Here is a 13,776-nt window from a genome sequence, read left to right as displayed (position 1 = left end):
CAGCAGAAAGCCAGTTGGTTGGTCTAGAAGTGATCAAAGCTTCTTCTGTGTACGTCTTTGCTGGGTAATGAATGCCGTCGCGAGGCTGTGGTGTTCTTCACTCAAGGTGGCCGCCAACTGCCGCCCCAAGGTGGTGTCAAGCACTTGGGCAGCGCTACGATGCAGGTAGCTGTTCATGATTTTTTTGGTTTCACGCAGTGCCTGGCTGGGTTGTTTGAGCAGCTTTTCGGCCAATGTGCGGGCTTCTTCCATGAGTTTTTCCGGCGCGACTACGCGGTTGGCCAGCCCGTACTCCATGGCTTGCTGTGGGGTGATGCGATCTCCCGTGAAGATCAATTCCTTGGCTCTTAATAGGCTGGTGTAAAGCGGCCAGGCCACCGAAATGCCGTCGCCCACGACCAAGCCGATATTGATGTGCGGCTCGGCCATGAACGATTTTTCCGACATCAGCACGATGTCGCACAGGGTGGCCATGGTCGCGCCCCACCCCACGGCCGGGCCATTCACTGCGGCGATAATCGGAATGGGCAGATCAATGAAACTGAGAATGGTGCGCCGGGCATTTTCCTGCACCGACCGAGCAAAGTCGGAATCTTCCAGCGTCTTGACGAAGTGCTGAAAGTCGCCACCGGCGCTGAAGGCACGGCCGGCACCGGTCAGGATGGCAACACGTGCTTCACTGTCTTCGGCCAGGGCGCGAAACAGTTTTGGATAGGCGAATAACATATCGGTAGATGATGCATTGAGGTCGTCGGGCCGATTAAGAGTGATCAGGCGCAGGCCGCCTTCGGCAGTCACCTGGATTTCTGGCGGCAAGTCATAAAGATTAGGCATATATGGCTCCTTGAGCGTTTGGGCGTGCACCGACAGGCGTCTCTACAATCAGCCCGGAAACTCACGGGTATGGTTTTTTACCCACTGCTCCAGCGGTGTAAGTGGCACTTCGTAGGCAGCCAGCGCGTTAATGTCAGCGCGATAACCCACTTCGTTTGTCCACTCCTGCGAACGCACCCAACCTGGAAATAAGCCTGCCGCGATAGCCTCGTCGGGGGAGACCGACTCACTGATGATGTTTCTGTGCAGCACACGGCTCAGCAGTGCTGCAACCTCATCCATTGACAACGCCTCATTGGCCAGATCGATGCTCTTGCCGTTGTACCGTTCAGGGTATTCAAACGCTGTTCGTGCAAAGGCGCCGACGTCATCGGCCGTGGTCAATTGCATACGGGTCTGAGGATCGAAGGCGGTGATGATTTTGCCGTCCACCAGGTGTGGAAACATGTACCGGGCTTTGGGCAGGGTGAAGTTGTCTAGCATGAAGGCCGGCTTGAGCACCGTCCAGCATGGGAGTCCGGCGTGGCGAACGTGCTCCTCAATATCCCACTTATCGGTCCAGTATTTCTGCCACCAATAGCCACTGTCCCAGCGTGCAAAACTTGTGTGTTTACCGGCCTCGCACACCGAGGTATGCACGAAGTGTTGAACGCCGGCCTGGTGGGCGGCCTCCACCAGCGCGAAGCCCTGTTTACGCTCGCTGTCTGTGTTGGAACTGTCCGGGATCTGGACCGAAAATACCCCATAAATACCTTGCAGCGCATTGGCCAAAGACACGGGATCGTCCATGTCGCCCGCCACAACCGTTGCCCCTTGTTTGACCAGCGCCTGCGCAGCAGGAGAGTCAGGAGAGCGCGTCAAAACCCTCACGGGATATCCCGCCGCCAGCAGCGCCCGTGCGGTTGCCCCGCCTTGGGCACCTGTACCGCCAGTGACGAGGATCGGTGAATTACGGTGGTTCATTTCAATACTCCTGGGTCGATGCAGAGGGGATCAGTTGGAAACGAGAGACAGTTTTTTCGCCAGTTCAACCAGTTCGGAGCCAATAGCCAGCAGCTTTTTACGCGGCCAATCCAAGGTCAGACCAGAAGCAGACAAACCGTATATTTCCCCGGTGTCCTGGGTGCGAATGGGTACCGCCACGGCGTTGAATTGAGGGTGCATGACGCCAATGCCGAGGATGAGTCCATCTCGTTGTTATCCTGAATGGAGTTCGCTATTGTAAACGATGTTCAGGTAACCTACATTCATTCGCATGGCAGATTCAACATTCGCTGTGCGAATAAATTCAGAGGATAAAAATAAGATGACCTCCAGTCTGTTCGATCTCCACGGCAAGGTTGCTGTCATTACCGGCTCAAGCCGCGGCCTTGGATTCGCCAGTGCCAAAGGCATGGCAGAGCATGGCGCCAAGGTGGTGATTTCTGGCCGTAAAGCGGACGCCTGTGAAAAGGCGGCTCAATCGATTCGCGACGCCGGGGGCGAGGCCATCGCCGTACCCTGCAATATTGGTCGCAAGGATGAGCTGCAAAATCTGGTGGATACCACCCTTGCAACCTGGGGCAGGATCGACATCGTGATGGCCAATGCCGCCATCCATCCCTGGGGCGGCTCGGTCCTGGATCTACAGGACGAAACCTTCAACAAATTCATGCAGGTCAATGTGCAGAGCAGCATCTGGCTGACACAGATGACTCTGCCGGCCATGCTGGAGCGGGGTTATGGACGTTTTATCGTCGTGGCCTCAATCGTCGGCCTGCTGGGTGATCCGGTCAGTGGTACCTACGGGCTGACCAAGGCTGCGGACATGCAGCTAGTGCGCAACATGGCCAATGAATTTGCCAGCCGGGGTGTGACGTCCAACTGCATCGCACCCGGTACTTTCAAGACCGAGATGGCGCGTTCCCAGTGGGAGGATCCTGCCATGGTCGAGTGGTACAACGGGCGCAATCCCTCCAAGCGCTTTGGTGAGGCTGACGAAATTGCCGGACTTGCCGTGATGCTGGCCTCGCCATCGGGTGGTTACATCAATGGCCAGACCATCGCAGTGGACGGGGGTCACACCGTCTCCTTTCGTTAGAACTCTGGAGCTTCGTTCTGGCGCGCACCAACCTGACCGCAAAACCTCAACGGGGCGTCTTTTTTCTGCTGGTGTCGAACATTTCACATATTTAGTTAGCAAGCTAATCACAAGCTAACCTATGATAAGGTAACTCCTTAGCCGCAGACTTCGACATGACTGACACATTGACACTTGGCTTTGCCCTGCATGACAGCGCACGGTTGATGCGCAAACGCTTTGAGCAACGCGCGCGGCATGTCGGCCTGACCCGCTCGCAGTGGCAAGTACTGGCCATGTTGTCGAAGAACGAGGGCATCCATCAAAAAGGCCTCGCGGATTTACTGGAGTTGGAATCGATCACCCTTGTGCGCCTGCTGGACAAAATGGCGGAGCGTGGGCTGCTTGAACGACGCAGTCATCCTAAGGATCGACGCCTGTCCCTGCTTTTTTTGACCAAGCAGGCACACCCGCTTCTGGAACTCATGCGTGACATGGGCCGGTCGACGCGCCTGGAGGCCACGGCCGGTTTTTCTGAAGAAGAAGAACAACTGCTGCTGCAGATGCTCAAGCGGATGAGGTCCAACCTTATCGAAGCCTGCAGTCTTCCCATCGACGACGATGAGACGCGAAGCCATGACTGATCAACACCTGGAGTCACCGGCGCAAACGCCTGTGATGCCCGCGAGCTCACAACTTGAGGGTGGCCAGAGCAATACATCCCTCGTCCGTCCAAAGCGGCAGATGGTGCGTACAGCACTCTTTGCCCTGTTACCCATCGCCCTGCTGGTCGGTGCTTACCTGTATGTCACGGGCGGGCAAATCATTTCCACCGACAACGCCTACATACAGGCTGATCATGTCGGCGTCTCCACGGATGTCTCGGGTCTGGTCGCCTCGGTGGTCGTCAAAGACAATCAGCGGGTCGTCGAAGGTCAAGTCCTGTTCACCCTGAAACCCGAGCCGTTTCAGATTGCGCTGGCGAGCGCCAAGGCGCAACGGGATAACGTGCGTAATCAGATCCTCACGCTCAAGGCCAACTATAACCAGGCACTGGCTGAAATCGATCAGGCGCAAATCGACCTCGCGTACTACCAGACCAGTTTCCAGCGCCAGCAAGCCTTGCTCAGCGTTTCTGCGGTGTCCAAAACCAACTTCGACGATGCCAAGCATGCGCTGGACAGCACCCGGCAAAAAATCGCCGTTGCCAAGGCCACGGCGCAAATGGTGCTGGCGCAATTGGGCGGGCATATCGAGACACCCATCGAACAACAATCCACGTTTCTACAGGCACAGGCTGCCGTCGACGAAGCGCAGCGCAACCTGGACAACTCAGTCGTCAGGGCGTCGTTCGACGGTGTCGTGACCAACGTTGATTCGCTGCAAGTCGGCTCCTATCTGCAACCTCCACAATCGGGCATCAGCCTGGTGTCGGCCGATCACCTGTGGGTGGCAGCGTCACCCAAGGAAACCGAACTGACCCACATGAAGCCCGGTCAGCCCGTCAATATCAGCGTCGACAGTTACCCCGACGTCCGGTGGCACGGCACTGTCGTAAGCATCAGCCCGGCGTCGGGTTCAAGCTTCTCGTTGCTGCCTGCACAAAACACCACGGGCAACTGGGTCAAGGTCGTGCAACGGATTCCCGTGCGCATCAGCATCGATGATGCCGCGAACAAACCGTCGCTGCGCACTGGCATGAGTGTGCAAGCAGAGATCGACACAGGCTCGGTACGTGGCCTTCCGCACCTGTTCTCGGGGCTGTTGGCGAGTGAAGCCTCCGCCCATGAGTAATCCGGCAACCACGCAACCGGTGGCCCATCGCGGGATGATCACCGCTTGCGTCGTGCTGGCCGTGATCATGCAAGCGCTCGATACCACCATTGCGAATGTCGCTCTGCCCTACATGCAAGGCAGCATTTCGGCCAGCTCGGACCAGATCAACTGGGTGCTGACCTCCTACATCGTCGCCGCTGCCGTCATGACGCCGCCCTCAGCCTTCCTGGCCAGGCGCTTCGGTCGCAAACGCGTGTTGCTGTGGGCGATTGTCGGCTTCGTCGTCTCGTCGATCCTTTGCGGCCTGGCGCAGTCGCTGGAGGAAATCATCCTGGCCCGCCTGCTGCAGGGGCTGGCGGGCGCGGCGTTAGTACCATTGTCCCAAGGCATTCTGCTGGACATCTACAGCCTCAAAGAGCGCGGCTCAGCCATGGCGCTGTTTGGTATGTCGGTCATGGTCGGCCCGGTACTGGGCCCGATGCTCGGCGGCTGGCTGACGGAGAATTTCAGTTGGCGGTGGGTGTTTTTCATCAACTTGCCCATTGGTTTACTGGCGCTGGCCGGGATCGCCTACTACGTCAGCGAAACGTCGACCGACACCTCGTCACGACTGGACTGGCTCGGCTTTGGTTCCTTGAGCGTGGCCATCATGGCCCTGCAACTGTTTCTGGATCGAGGTGAGCAACTGGGCTGGTTTTCTTCCGATGAAATCCTGATCGAAGCGGTGGTGGCCGCTGTCGCCACCTATGTGTTTCTGGTCCATACCTTCACAAGCGACGCGCCCTTTATCAGCCCGAAGCTGTTCAAGGATCGTAACTTTTCGATCAGCGTCATCTTCATTTTTATCGTCGGCATTACTTACCTGGCCTCGCTGGCGCTGATGACCCCTTACCTGCAAACCCTGATGGGCTATCCGGTGCTGACCGCCGGCATGGTGATGGGCCCACGCGGGTTGGGCACAATGCTGACCATGTTCCTTGCCGGCCAACTGCAGGGCAAAGTCGATACCCGCCTGTTACTGCTGACGGGGCTGGGTTTGTCAGCGCTGTCGATGTGGCTGATGACTGGCTGGACGCCTGATGTGTCGATACAAACCATCATCGTGGTCGGCTTCATTCAAGGCACCAGCCTGGGCATGCTGTTTGTACCATTGACCACGGTGGCCTTCGCGACACTGCCCGCCTCCTTGCGCGCAGAAGGCACCGGGCTTTACAGCCTGTCACGAAACGTCGGCTCCAGCGTCGGGATCTCCATCGTGACCATGCTGCTCACGCAGAGCATCCAGGCCAACCACGCAGAAATAAGTGCCTACGTCACGCCATTCAACCGCGCCTTCGAGGCCTGGCCGATCAAGCACTTTCTGGACCCAATGGTCGCTTCCGGACGCGCAACATTGGACGCAATGGTCACGGTGCAATCCAGCTGGATCGCTTACGTGGATGACTTCAAATTGCTGATGGTGTTGTCACTGGCAGTCATGCCGCTGCTGCTGATTATCAAAACGCCGAAAATTCAGTCGAGTGCAGAACCTACGGTGATCATGGAGTAATTAGAGTCAGCGTTCGTTCGATTTGGGCAAGCCGACTGTTTCAACAGAATCTGCCGAAAGCAGTCCTCTGAGTGATCACTCAGAGGTTTTAGGGCAATGCCCGCGAATTGATGATGCTCGCAGATTAGGTTGATGCAATTCCAAGACCAGGTGCATTGAGCTCATAGAGGCGATACAGCGGGAGCGACTTCACTCCATCTAGGCATCCAAGAAGCAGTGAATAACTTCCAAGACCATACTGTTGGCGCCGAAGCCGAGTTGACCCAGTTGCCGAGATTTCACTGACCCAGTCTGAATCGTTGTGAATCATTGGCTTTGATCGATTGTTGCCATTTTGGAGATGGAGCATTCTTGCGTCGGCAATTGGGTCAATCTGGGGTCAGCATCAACATACAATGGCCCCGATCTGCGAGGGCGAGGCCATTAGTATGGGTCATCAGATAGGGAAAGCGCGCTCACCCAGTTGTAAGGTCACCCACTTGAGTTCAGTCATATCGTGAATGGAGTAGCGACCATTCTCCTTGCCGTGACCGCTATCCTTGAAACCTCCGAAAGGCGCATTGGGGTCGTCGTCAAAAGAATTGTCATTGATATGTACCGAACCTGCTTCGATACGCAAAGCGAAGTCAAATGCCTTCTGAAGATCGTTTGTCACGACTCCCGAAGAAAGGCCGTAGGACGTATCGTTTGCCAGCTCAATGGCCTGCTCGAAGTCACTAGCCTTGTAGATAGACACCAGCGGTCCGAAGCTCTCTTCGTCATAGACATTCATGGAGGGCGTGACGTCGGTCAGGACGGCGGGTTGGAACAGGTTCCCCTGGTACTCGCCACCCGTTAGCAGACGTGCACCTTTTGCGACGGCATCGTCGATCTGGCCACGGATGAATTCGCACTGTGTGGCACTGATCAATGGGCCCACGATCGTTGAGGGATCTACGGGGTCCCCGCAGCGAATGGAGCGAACTTTTTCAACGAACGCTGTGCAAAACGCCTCGTAGATGCCTTCTTCAACAATGATCCGTGAATTGGCCATGCACACTTGGCCCTGGTTAAAGAAGATGCCGAAAGCAGCGGCGCTTACGGCGTAGTCCAGCTTCGCATCATTAAGAATGACGATGGGGCTCTTGCCGCCTAGTTCCAGGACGATTCGCTTCTGAAACTTGCCAGCCAGCTCGGATAGATACCGACCGACTTTCGCTGACCCGGTGAAGGTCACCATTTTCACGCGTTTGTCTGAAAAGAACTTGTCACCGAGTGCTTCGTTGGTGGTGGGCAGAACGTTGAACACGCCGGGTGGAACGCCAGCCTCTTCCAGAATCTCAGCGAAGAGCAAACCAATCAGCGGGGTTTGTGGCGCCGGCTTGAGGAGGAATGCGTTCCCGGCCGCCAGGGCAGGGGCGAGCTTTTTCCCGTTCAACAGCAGCGGTGCGTTAAAAGGACCAACGCCCGCGATGACACCCAGCGGCTGCCTGATGGACATCGAGATACGGCCTGCACCGTCGGCAGGCATGGTTTCGCCACGGATATCCCGTGCCTGGCCTGCCGCGATGCGGAAGGTGCTGACCATGTAGTCGCATTCGAACATGGCTTTGCCGAACACATTGCCACCTTCCTCGATGAGGATCTTCGCAATGTCGGCGCGACGGCGTTCGATGATGTCCGCTGCACGGCAGAGAATGGCCTCGCGCTCCTTGGCCAGGGTTTTCCCCCAGGCCTTTTGCGCCTCGAAGGCTAACGCGATCGCGTTATCGATGTCTGCTGCCGTTGCAAGCTTCACGCGTGCAATGGCTTTTTGGGTGTAGGGGTTGATCACCACCTGCTCCGGCTGGTCGTCGCTCTGCCAGGATTTTCCGTTGATATAAGGGTGGTAGATTTTAAGGTCTTTTATGGCTAAGTCGGTCATTGCAGCACACCTATGGGTCACGCGCAGAAAATTATTGTTGAAGTATCGAGCTGGACGTGGGCCGCGCGTCTCTATTCGCAGGACTGTCCAGCGGCGCATTACAAGGTTTCGCTATTCTTCCAGTTATCCATCAACGTATTCGAAGGCAGTGCCTCATCCAGTAGCTTCTGCGCAGTGATCACGCCTGCGACAGGCAAGCCTGTCGGGTCAAGCAGACCGACCTGGACCAGCAGGCTCGCCTGATCCCAGTAGATATGCTCGTGGTAGAGCTTGTCGCCCCTGAAGCGGACGACCCCCAGCATAGGGATTTCGACGTACTTGCCGGTAGGCGCCACGTTCGGGAGCATCCAATCGATCTCCGTCGTGTGGGTAAAACACATGATGAATTCGTCGACGATCTGCAGTGCACCCACCGTCCGGGACAGGGGGATCAGTTTCATGTCCGGCGGGTTTCCGTGGACAAAGTGGTGCTGATAAAAACGGCTTAGCTGTTTGCTGCCAACTCCGCCGGTCATCGTCGGGATATGGTTGACGTAGGGCTCCGAAACCATGGTGGCCATGGTTGCAGGAACGTCCCGCGTATCAAACTCATGCTTTACATGTTCGTCCCACAAATCCGAAAGGTTGAAGTTTGGACCAATCTCCCTCTTCAACGCTGCAATGGTTCGCTCATGCGCCATGAGGGCGGCGGGTTTGTCGAAGTGGTCACTGCCTGCACGTGCAAAAGCGTGGTCGACATTCGGATAGACATAGATCTGCGAACCCTTGTTGCCCTTTAACGCTGAGCTGATTTTTTCGCGGGCCTGGGCGTCGCAGTAAGCGTCGTTTTCGGCAAAATGAAGAACCAGACGACCCCGGATGTTATCCACTTCGTCGAGATAGTTTTCGATGCCCATGCCATAGAAACCTACCGAGCAGGCAGCCTTAGTACGTGTGGCCGTGAGATACGCCAGTTTGCCGCCCATGCAGAAGCCGACGAAACCAAAGTCATCGCCTTCGACCTGGTCCAGGGTTTTGAGCTTGGCAAAACTTGCAGAAATATCATCAACAGCCAGATCCAAATCCAGGCGCTGGAAGAAATCAATCGCTTTTGCAAAATCCTGTTCCGTGTAGCCGAGGTCGACGTTCCGCTCCATTCTCCAGAATAGGTCGGGCACCAGTACCACGTATCCCTCTTCAGCGTAGAGGTCTGCAACGGCACGCATGTTTGCGTTGACGCCAAAAATTTCCTGTCCGAGAACCAGCCCTGGTCCTGTTCCGCTGGCGGGTACGGCAAGATAACCGCGAAACGTTTGTGCTTTGTCCAGAGTCTGGATACCGATGAATTCGCCCATTTTTATGTTCCTCTCGATCAAACTATTCAGAATCGGAATGACGCTGGAACCACACGCGAGGTGATATGCCTCTGTCTGGACCCAGGATGGAAAAACCGCCATCAACAGGTATATCCACGCCGGTCATCCAGGACGCGCCGGATGTGCAGAGAAAAGCGACCACATTCCCCACTTCCTCACCTCGTCCGATACGCCCTAGAGGGTGGAAGTCAGCGCCGACGCGGTCAGCGAGCGCAATATCATTATTTGTTAGGTTGGCTACGGCCGGCGACCAGGTCCACGCCGGTGAGACGCTCAGCACGCGAGTGCCCTTGGGGGCCAGGCTCACGGCGAAATTCTTGGTCAATTGAAGCATCGCGGCTTTAGACGCGGGGTAGAGTGCACGGCCTGCTGCACCGAATTTCCCGCCCGTGCTGGTGATGTTCACTATCGTGCTGCCAGGCTTTAGCTGGGGCGATACTTTTTGCACGAAGATGGCGGCGGAGATGACGTTGACGTTCAGGCTTTTGTGCCAATCTTCCCGGGAAGATTCGATGCCCTGGTCGGTGTAGATACACGCGTTGTTCACCAGGATGTCGATTTTTCCGAATTGATTGAGGGTGTTCTCGATACACCTATCAATATCTTCATCGTTTTCCACATCGCACTCTGTGTAGGACGCGCATGGCCCCAGCTCGTCGCATAGGGCGCTTCCCGCGCTGGCGTTACGCCCGACCAGCATGACTTGCGCACCTTGGGCGATCATGACTTTGGCAATATCCAGCCCCAGCCCCTGAGTGCTGCCGGTGATGATTGCAACTTTTCCTTCCAGGCTCATGATTGCACCTTGAACAATTGATCAACGCTGGACACTTCAGCGATCAGGCTCATGCTTTTAAGTGACGCGTGATGTGCCGCCGGGTCTGCGGCCGAGCAGGCGTCTGCGGGGACGACTACGTGATAACCGCAGTCCACGGCGTGCCTTACGGTACTTTCCACTACCGAATGAGTTGCCACTCCGGCAATGATCAGCGTCCTCGCGTTAAGCATGTTTAGAAGTGCTTCCCCATGCGTCCCGTAAAAGGCATTGATCCGCTTGTGGGTAATGATGAATTCCCTGCCGTTTTCATGGGGGCTCAACGCGTCGAGGAATTCGGCGCCCCACGTGCCGTCAATCACGGCACCTATCTTCTTTACGTTCTTCAAGATGGGCGCGTTGGCAATCAAGTCGGAGTAATCACCTCGATACGCGACACGCGCATGGAGGATGGGCCAGCCGTTTAATCGCGCGCCACGAAGTAATGCCGTCGCAGAGGCAATCAGATTCGCGCGAACGGCCCCATCTTCGTCCATGCCTACCTTGATACGTCCTTCCGGATGCAGGACATCATTCTGATAGTGGAGCGCGATAACCACGGGCCGCTCCATCAGACAAATACCTCCAGGTTGGCAAACACATCATTGCAATTGACCAGGTCCACACGCTTGAGCTTGATCTTCCAGCCCTCCACTTTATTGCCGGCAAGTTTGTAGGTGTAACGCCCGGCGAGCTGACGTTGATCCAGGCGCCATTCCGTGGCCTGGAACACCGCGCTGACCACCAGGCAATCGTCCTCGTCCAGACCTTCGATGCACACATTCCCAACCAGGTGAGCTGTTTGAGTTTGTGGTTGCTGTGACCAGTTACGCGCATTTTCCACACGGCGAATGCGCGTCTCGCGCAGCATGCGGTTTTCCCAGAACAGCGAAATGTGCTCGAAAGGATTTACCTGGTTGTGCTTTTGCGGCACCCAATACATGCCATCGTCGGTAAAGAGTTTGTCCCACTCCCAGAACTTCCACGTATCCAGCAGGCGAGCTTCCTTAAACAGAAATTGCTCGACCGAGCGAAGGGTGGCTTCTTCGGCATTTGCAGGCTTGAGGTCGGATGTATTTACGTTGAAAGCGCGGTCAAGCAACATTATTGCTCTCCTTGGCGATAATTGTTCCGGTCATGAACTTTTTCCAGGCTGCAAACTGATTACGCATGGGCAGTTCGCTGGTGCCATTGGTAGAGACTGCACCGTCTTCAAGAAGGGTGTCGGTGCCGACATAACGGTGCATGCTGATCCAGTTGCCGCCTCGGGTCATGTTGCCCTCCTGGCAGCGTGCATACACTTCAACGTCGTCCGGCATGACATTGGAAGAGGGGGAGTTGATGACGTTGGCGTAAGTCAGCGCCCGATCGAACACCACATCAGGGGCACCTTTACAGCGGAACGTCTGGATCTCCACCATGGTTTTATCGACAGCAACCGGGCGGATAACCCGAAATTGCATGAAGACGGTATGAGGCGATCCGCTGCCGTAAATCACGGTGTTATGGCGGTTCATGCCCATGATTTCACGGGCGCGGTCCGCTCCGTAGGCTTCGCTCAAACATTCAAAGTGCGCGCGCGAAACTTCGTCCTTCTCGGCGGCATCCGGATCGAAGATCGCCTCCATGTAGCCATGGCCATTGTGGTAGGCGCGCAGTTCCAGCTTTTCCCAGAAGTCATAGGGCTCGCCATTGCCATCCATGATCAGCAGTTCGAACGGCATCTCGCCGATGGCTTCGGCCTGTTCCCGGGCGGCATCGACCGATGACTCGTGGGTTACCCGTGCGTGCATGGTGTCGTGGAGGTTTTCATAGAAAACTTTCCAATTGGAACGTTGTTGTACGCGGAAAATACCGCCCGCTACTTCAAGCTCACCCACCGGAGATCTGTCGCACATGTTGTCGATGGAGCTGACGACGCCGCCAAGGAACGTCTTCAGGTCTTCGCCGTAGGACGCCTGGCTGGCGAATACGAAGCCGCGGTAGCTATCGACCCGGGCCACGCTGGCCATGGAGAAATCCGGATGTTTCGGGTCATAGCATGTGCCTTCGAAGCCGCTCTTCAGCGGCGCCGACAGGTGAGTGCCGTCCAACTTGAATGTCCAAGCGTGGTAGGGGCAGCGGAAGAACTTGCCGACATTGCCGTCACCGTCCGCGACCAACTTTGCCCCTTTGTGAGGGCAGCGGTTGTAATGGACGTTTACTTTGCCATCAGGTGCACGAACCATCACCACATCCTGGTCGCCGATGCGAGTCGTGTGGTAGTCGCCAGAGTTCTTTACTTGACTCTCATGGCCCACATAAATCCAGGCATGCCCATAAATTCGCTCCATTTCGAGCTGAAAGAGAACAGGGTCGGTGTACACGCTTTTATGAACGCTGTCGGGCCGGATCAAATCGGCAATTTGTTCATTGCTAGGAATCATTGTTCGCTCCTTTACTTATTAGAGGTCAAGTACCAACTTGGCAGTCTTGGCACGAGAAACACAGGTGCAGAAGGCGCCGCCGGAGCGCTCGCGATCAGACAGGCAGATATCACGGTGATCGGGTTCACCCTCAATGACTTGCGTTACGCATACACCGCAATCACCACGTCGGCAGTCGAACATCGGGTCCAGGCCTGCCTCGATCATCACGTCCAAGAGGGTCTGGCCTGCGTTCACTGCAAGCGTTACTCCACTGGCGCGAAGTTCTACTTCAAACGCCTGGTCGCCCTCTTCTTCAAGGGCACCGGCGAACAGTTCGTAATGGATGTGATCTTCCGACCAGCCAAGTTCCCGAGCTATTTGGATGACCGAGGTGATCATCTCCACGGGGCCGCATATATACAGATGAGTGCCTTCAGAGGGGTTCGCTAACACGGCGGGAGCCGCGAAACGTTTGCTGGCGTCACCGCCGCTTATCCAGCATTGGCTATTGCCCAGACACTGGACTTCGTCCAGATAAGCCATGTTTGCGGCATCGCGGCCGGAGTAATGCAGGGTGAATGCCTGTTTGGAGGCCAGCAGTGCACGGCCCATGCTCAGCATCGGTGTAATGCCAATTCCACCGGCTATCAGCAGTATGTGTTTGGCCTCGTCGACCAGTGGAAAGTGATTGCAAGGGGGTTCTACCTCAATGATTTGACCTTCCGTAAGTGTATGTACCCACTTCGAACCTCCCGTGCTTTTGTCATCGAGTTGCACGGCGATTTCATAGTGGTCACCGGTCGATAAGTTCACGATTGAGTAGGCGCGCTTTTGCTTTCTATCACCCGGGATATGCAATTCGAGATGAGCTCCCGGGGTAAATTCGGGGAGCCGGCTAGCGTCTTGCGCAACTAATATCAACCGCCTGATGCGGGGAGTAAGCGCTTCAATACTTTCTATTTTTACTGATAAGCTGGACATAAAGAACCCGCGTGCATAACTAACAGTCAATAAAAGTCAACTGGGCGTCCGGTGAAGCTCATTACTCAGGCAATAAATTTATTTAAATAGTCATCGC

14 protein-coding genes are annotated in these 13,776 nt (G+C 55.9%); 4 read left to right on the top strand and 10 right to left on the bottom strand.

Going from position 1 to position 13,776, the window contains the following annotated elements; all coding sequences use genetic code 11:
- Nucleotides 1-33: 33 nt before the first annotated feature.
- Genes AD670_RS19750 through AD670_RS31495 form a run of 3 tightly spaced genes read right to left on the bottom strand, consistent with a single transcriptional unit; the run spans nt 34 to nt 1,998 of the window.
- Entirely contained in the window at nt 34-834 is an 801-nt protein-coding gene (locus AD670_RS19750) for an enoyl-CoA hydratase/isomerase family protein (protein WP_053136108.1), read from the bottom strand.
- A gap of 48 nt (nt 835-882) precedes the next feature.
- A complete protein-coding gene (locus AD670_RS19745; protein ID WP_053136104.1) occupies nt 883-1,797 on the bottom strand; it encodes an NmrA/HSCARG family protein in 915 nt (304 codons plus the stop codon).
- A gap of 30 nt (nt 1,798-1,827) precedes the next feature.
- Nucleotides 1,828-1,998 (bottom strand): hypothetical protein, encoded by a 171-nt coding sequence (locus AD670_RS31495; protein WP_156338272.1) that lies wholly within the window; start codon nt 1,996-1,998, stop codon nt 1,828-1,830.
- Nucleotides 1,999-2,140: 142 nt separating this feature from the next.
- On the opposite strand from AD670_RS31495, the gene AD670_RS19740 reads away from it, so the two are divergent.
- From AD670_RS19740 to AD670_RS19725, 4 genes are all read left to right on the top strand, one after another.
- Nucleotides 2,141-2,914 carry an SDR family NAD(P)-dependent oxidoreductase gene (locus AD670_RS19740; RefSeq protein ID WP_053136102.1) on the top strand — a complete coding sequence of 258 codons (774 nt, stop codon included), beginning with the start codon at nt 2,141-2,143 and terminating at the stop codon, nt 2,912-2,914.
- 155 nt (nt 2,915-3,069) lie between these two features.
- Nucleotides 3,070-3,537 carry a MarR family winged helix-turn-helix transcriptional regulator gene (locus tag AD670_RS19735; RefSeq protein WP_053136097.1) on the top strand — a complete coding sequence of 156 codons (468 nt, stop codon included), beginning with the start codon at nt 3,070-3,072 and terminating at the stop codon, nt 3,535-3,537.
- Complete coding sequence (locus AD670_RS19730) at nt 3,530-4,687, top strand: HlyD family secretion protein (RefSeq protein ID WP_053136094.1); 1,158 nt, start codon at nt 3,530-3,532, stop codon at nt 4,685-4,687. The genes AD670_RS19735 and AD670_RS19730 overlap by 8 nt, the downstream gene beginning before the upstream one ends.
- Complete coding sequence (locus tag AD670_RS19725) at nt 4,680-6,218, top strand: DHA2 family efflux MFS transporter permease subunit (RefSeq protein WP_053136090.1); 1,539 nt, start codon at nt 4,680-4,682, stop codon at nt 6,216-6,218. The genes AD670_RS19730 and AD670_RS19725 overlap by 8 nt, the downstream gene beginning before the upstream one ends.
- A gap of 436 nt (nt 6,219-6,654) precedes the next feature.
- Here AD670_RS19725 and AD670_RS19720 read toward each other — a convergent pair whose 3' ends face one another.
- The 7 genes from AD670_RS19720 to AD670_RS19690 form a co-directional block, all read right to left on the bottom strand.
- Nucleotides 6,655-8,121 (bottom strand): aldehyde dehydrogenase family protein, encoded by a 1,467-nt coding sequence (locus AD670_RS19720; protein WP_053136087.1) that lies wholly within the window; start codon nt 8,119-8,121, stop codon nt 6,655-6,657.
- A 98-nt stretch (nt 8,122-8,219) separates the two neighbouring features.
- Complete coding sequence (locus AD670_RS19715; protein WP_053136085.1) at nt 8,220-9,455, bottom strand: dienelactone hydrolase family protein; 1,236 nt, start codon at nt 9,453-9,455, stop codon at nt 8,220-8,222.
- A 22-nt stretch (nt 9,456-9,477) separates the two neighbouring features.
- A complete protein-coding gene (locus AD670_RS19710; protein ID WP_053136082.1) occupies nt 9,478-10,272 on the bottom strand; it encodes an SDR family oxidoreductase in 795 nt (264 codons plus the stop codon).
- Nucleotides 10,269-10,850 carry an isochorismatase family cysteine hydrolase gene (locus AD670_RS19705; protein WP_256243925.1) on the bottom strand — a complete coding sequence of 194 codons (582 nt, stop codon included), beginning with the start codon at nt 10,848-10,850 and terminating at the stop codon, nt 10,269-10,271. The genes AD670_RS19710 and AD670_RS19705 overlap by 4 nt, the downstream gene beginning before the upstream one ends.
- Nucleotides 10,851-10,861: 11 nt before the next feature.
- Entirely contained in the window at nt 10,862-11,395 is a 534-nt protein-coding gene (locus AD670_RS19700; protein ID WP_053136076.1) for an aromatic-ring-hydroxylating dioxygenase subunit beta, read from the bottom strand.
- A complete protein-coding gene (locus AD670_RS19695; protein ID WP_053136073.1) occupies nt 11,385-12,716 on the bottom strand; it encodes an aromatic ring-hydroxylating dioxygenase subunit alpha in 1,332 nt (443 codons plus the stop codon). Before AD670_RS19695 ends, AD670_RS19700 begins: the two co-directional genes overlap by 11 nt.
- 18 nt (nt 12,717-12,734) lie before the next feature.
- Nucleotides 12,735-13,679, bottom strand: a complete 945-nt coding sequence (locus AD670_RS19690) for a PDR/VanB family oxidoreductase (RefSeq protein ID WP_053136070.1) — start codon at nt 13,677-13,679, stop codon at nt 12,735-12,737.
- Nucleotides 13,680-13,776 lie beyond the last annotated feature (97 nt).

It is taken from the genome of Pseudomonas sp. MIACH (assembly GCF_001269925.1).
Taxonomy (GTDB): domain Bacteria; phylum Pseudomonadota; class Gammaproteobacteria; order Pseudomonadales; family Pseudomonadaceae; genus Aquipseudomonas.
Note: the sequence above shows the minus strand (reverse complement) of the source record. Positions and strands in the feature narration are given on the sequence as shown.

Excerpts from the sequence above, each read along its gene's own strand:
- AD670_RS19750 (WP_053136108.1), bottom strand. The coding sequence starts at position 834 with ATGCCTAATCTTTATGACTTGCCGCCAGAAATCCAGGTGACTGCCGAA.
- AD670_RS19745 (WP_053136104.1), bottom strand. The coding sequence starts at position 1,797 with ATGAACCACCGTAATTCACCGATCCTCGTCACTGGCGGTACAGGTGCC.
- AD670_RS31495 (WP_156338272.1), bottom strand. The coding sequence starts at position 1,998 with ATGCACCCTCAATTCAACGCCGTGGCGGTACCCATTCGCACCCAGGAC.
- AD670_RS19740 (WP_053136102.1), top strand. The coding sequence starts at position 2,141 with ATGACCTCCAGTCTGTTCGATCTCCACGGCAAGGTTGCTGTCATTACC.
- AD670_RS19735 (WP_053136097.1), top strand. The coding sequence starts at position 3,070 with ATGACTGACACATTGACACTTGGCTTTGCCCTGCATGACAGCGCACGG.
- AD670_RS19730 (WP_053136094.1), top strand. The coding sequence starts at position 3,530 with ATGACTGATCAACACCTGGAGTCACCGGCGCAAACGCCTGTGATGCCC.
- AD670_RS19725 (WP_053136090.1), top strand. The coding sequence starts at position 4,680 with ATGAGTAATCCGGCAACCACGCAACCGGTGGCCCATCGCGGGATGATC.
- AD670_RS19720 (WP_053136087.1), bottom strand. The coding sequence starts at position 8,121 with ATGACCGACTTAGCCATAAAAGACCTTAAAATCTACCACCCTTATATC.
- AD670_RS19715 (WP_053136085.1), bottom strand. The coding sequence starts at position 9,455 with ATGGGCGAATTCATCGGTATCCAGACTCTGGACAAAGCACAAACGTTT.
- AD670_RS19710 (WP_053136082.1), bottom strand. The coding sequence starts at position 10,272 with ATGAGCCTGGAAGGAAAAGTTGCAATCATCACCGGCAGCACTCAGGGG.
- AD670_RS19700 (WP_053136076.1), bottom strand. The coding sequence starts at position 11,395 with ATGTTGCTTGACCGCGCTTTCAACGTAAATACATCCGACCTCAAGCCT.
- AD670_RS19695 (WP_053136073.1), bottom strand. The coding sequence starts at position 12,716 with ATGATTCCTAGCAATGAACAAATTGCCGATTTGATCCGGCCCGACAGC.
- AD670_RS19690 (WP_053136070.1), bottom strand. The coding sequence starts at position 13,679 with ATGTCCAGCTTATCAGTAAAAATAGAAAGTATTGAAGCGCTTACTCCC.